The sequence below is a fragment of the Mesobacillus sp. genome, from assembly GCF_049588175.1.
Lineage (GTDB): Bacteria > Bacillota > Bacilli > Bacillales > Cytobacillaceae > Mesobacillus.
This window is the reverse complement of sequence record NZ_JBAVFI010000446.1, coordinates 1-1,837: the sequence shown is the minus strand read 5'-3', so window position 1 is coordinate 1,837 and position 1,837 is coordinate 1. Positions and strand designations below refer to the sequence as shown.

1 protein-coding gene is annotated in these 1,837 nt (G+C 41.4%); it reads right to left on the bottom strand.

Going from position 1 to position 1,837, the window contains the following annotated elements; translation table 11 throughout:
* On the bottom strand, positions 1-1,713 hold a 1,713-nt coding region (locus WB217_RS10960; RefSeq protein WP_423993265.1), incomplete at its 3' end, for a ribonucleoside-diphosphate reductase subunit alpha.
* Between the last annotated feature and the right edge of the window lie 124 nt (positions 1,714-1,837).

Here is a 1,837-nt window from a genome sequence, read left to right as displayed (position 1 = left end):
GGCTAGTTCATGGCTTGCTTTGATGGTGAAGTAAGCAATTTCCTCATATAAGGAATCACAATATGAAACCGCCTCTTCACTTTCCCATTTAACCCCTTTTAAAGCGAGCAAATGATGCCAGCCAAATGTACCAAGCCCAATTCCGCGATAATTCTTATTGGTGATTTGTGCTTGTAAAACAGGAATCTCGTTGATATCGATCACATTATCGAGCATCCTTACCTGGATTTTAATAAGTCTTTCCAGTACATCATCCATCACGCTTTTGGCAAGTGAGATGGATGATAAATTGCAAACGACGAAATCGCCTGGCTTTTTATAAATAATGATCTTTCCATCCTCGACTTTTTCCTCTTCAAGAATAGTAGGGCTCATATTTTGGGCAATCTCCGTACAAAGATTGCTGCAGTAAACCATCCCTTTATGTTGATTGGCATTCAGTCGGTTAACTGTATCTCGGTAAAACATGTAAGGTGTGCCGGTTTCAAGCTGCGACACCATTATCGACTTGAAGATTTCGATTGCAGGCACCACTTCGCGAGATAACTCCGGCTGGTACACACACTCCCAATATTTATCTCGAAAAGATCCCTCTCCTTTTCCTTCATCGTAAAAATCCTCCAGCGAATATCCCATTATACGCCTTACTTCATGCGGATCAAACAAGTACCAGTCTCCACGCTTCTCCACTTGCTCCATGAATAAATCAGGGATACAAACACCAGTGAATAAGTCATGCGTTCTTTGCCGCTCATCCCCATTGTTTAATTTCGCGTCAAGAAAAGAAGATAAGATGTCTTTATGCCAAATATCCAAAAATACGGCTATGGCCCCTTGTCTCTGTCCTAACTGGTCAACAGAGACTGCCGTATTATTCAGCTGCTTCATCCACGGAATCACCCCGGAACTGATTCCTTTAAAACCCTTGATGTCACTGCCCCTGCTTCTGATTTTCCCAAGATAAATCCCGATGCCGCCGCCATTTTTGCTTAAGGTCGATACATCGGTATTCGAGTCATAAATGCTCCTTAGATCATCCTCGACTGTATCGATGAAGCAGCTAGACAATTGCCCATAGCTTTTCCCTGCGTTCGAAAGGGTTGGAGTCGCCACTGTCATATAAAGATTGGAAAGTGCCCAGTACGCTTCCTCTATCAGATGGATTCGTTTATCCCTTTCCTCATTTGCTAATAAGGTCATCGCAATGATCATGAATCGTTCCTGGGGCAATTCTAAAAATTCACCTTCATGAGACTTCGCTAAGTACCTTTCCGCCATTGTCAAAAGGCCTATGTAATTAAATAATCGATCCCTCTCAGGATTCATCATTTGTTCTAAGCAGTCAATTTCATCCCTAGAATACGATTTTAGTAGCTGATTATCATATATCCCAACTTCAACTAGTGTGTTAATCAATCCATAAAAAGATCCATAGCCACGATCTTCACTGGTTTTTCTAGACTGCGCACTAAGTCTATATAGCCTTTTTAAATAAAAATCAGCCGCAACATAAGTCCAGTCCGGTTCATCACTGCTGATTCTTTCTACTGCGGTTAAAATGAGCATGCTCTCAAGTTGATCTTGAGACATCTCTTTAACTTCCAAATTTTTGAGGACCTTTACTATAAAGTCAGTAAAATCTATTTCAGGATGTATTCGTACAACTTCTCTTATTAAATGTATTGTGTTTTCTTTTTTCATTGTGGCAATCATTTGTATACCCTCCTAAGCTTATGAGTTCCTCATTTCCAGACGTCGTTGCTTTCTCACTTCCGCGGTTTTCAGCAAGGCCAGCTCCTCATCTGTTTCAGGTATGACGCCTGGAACAGGTGACGGT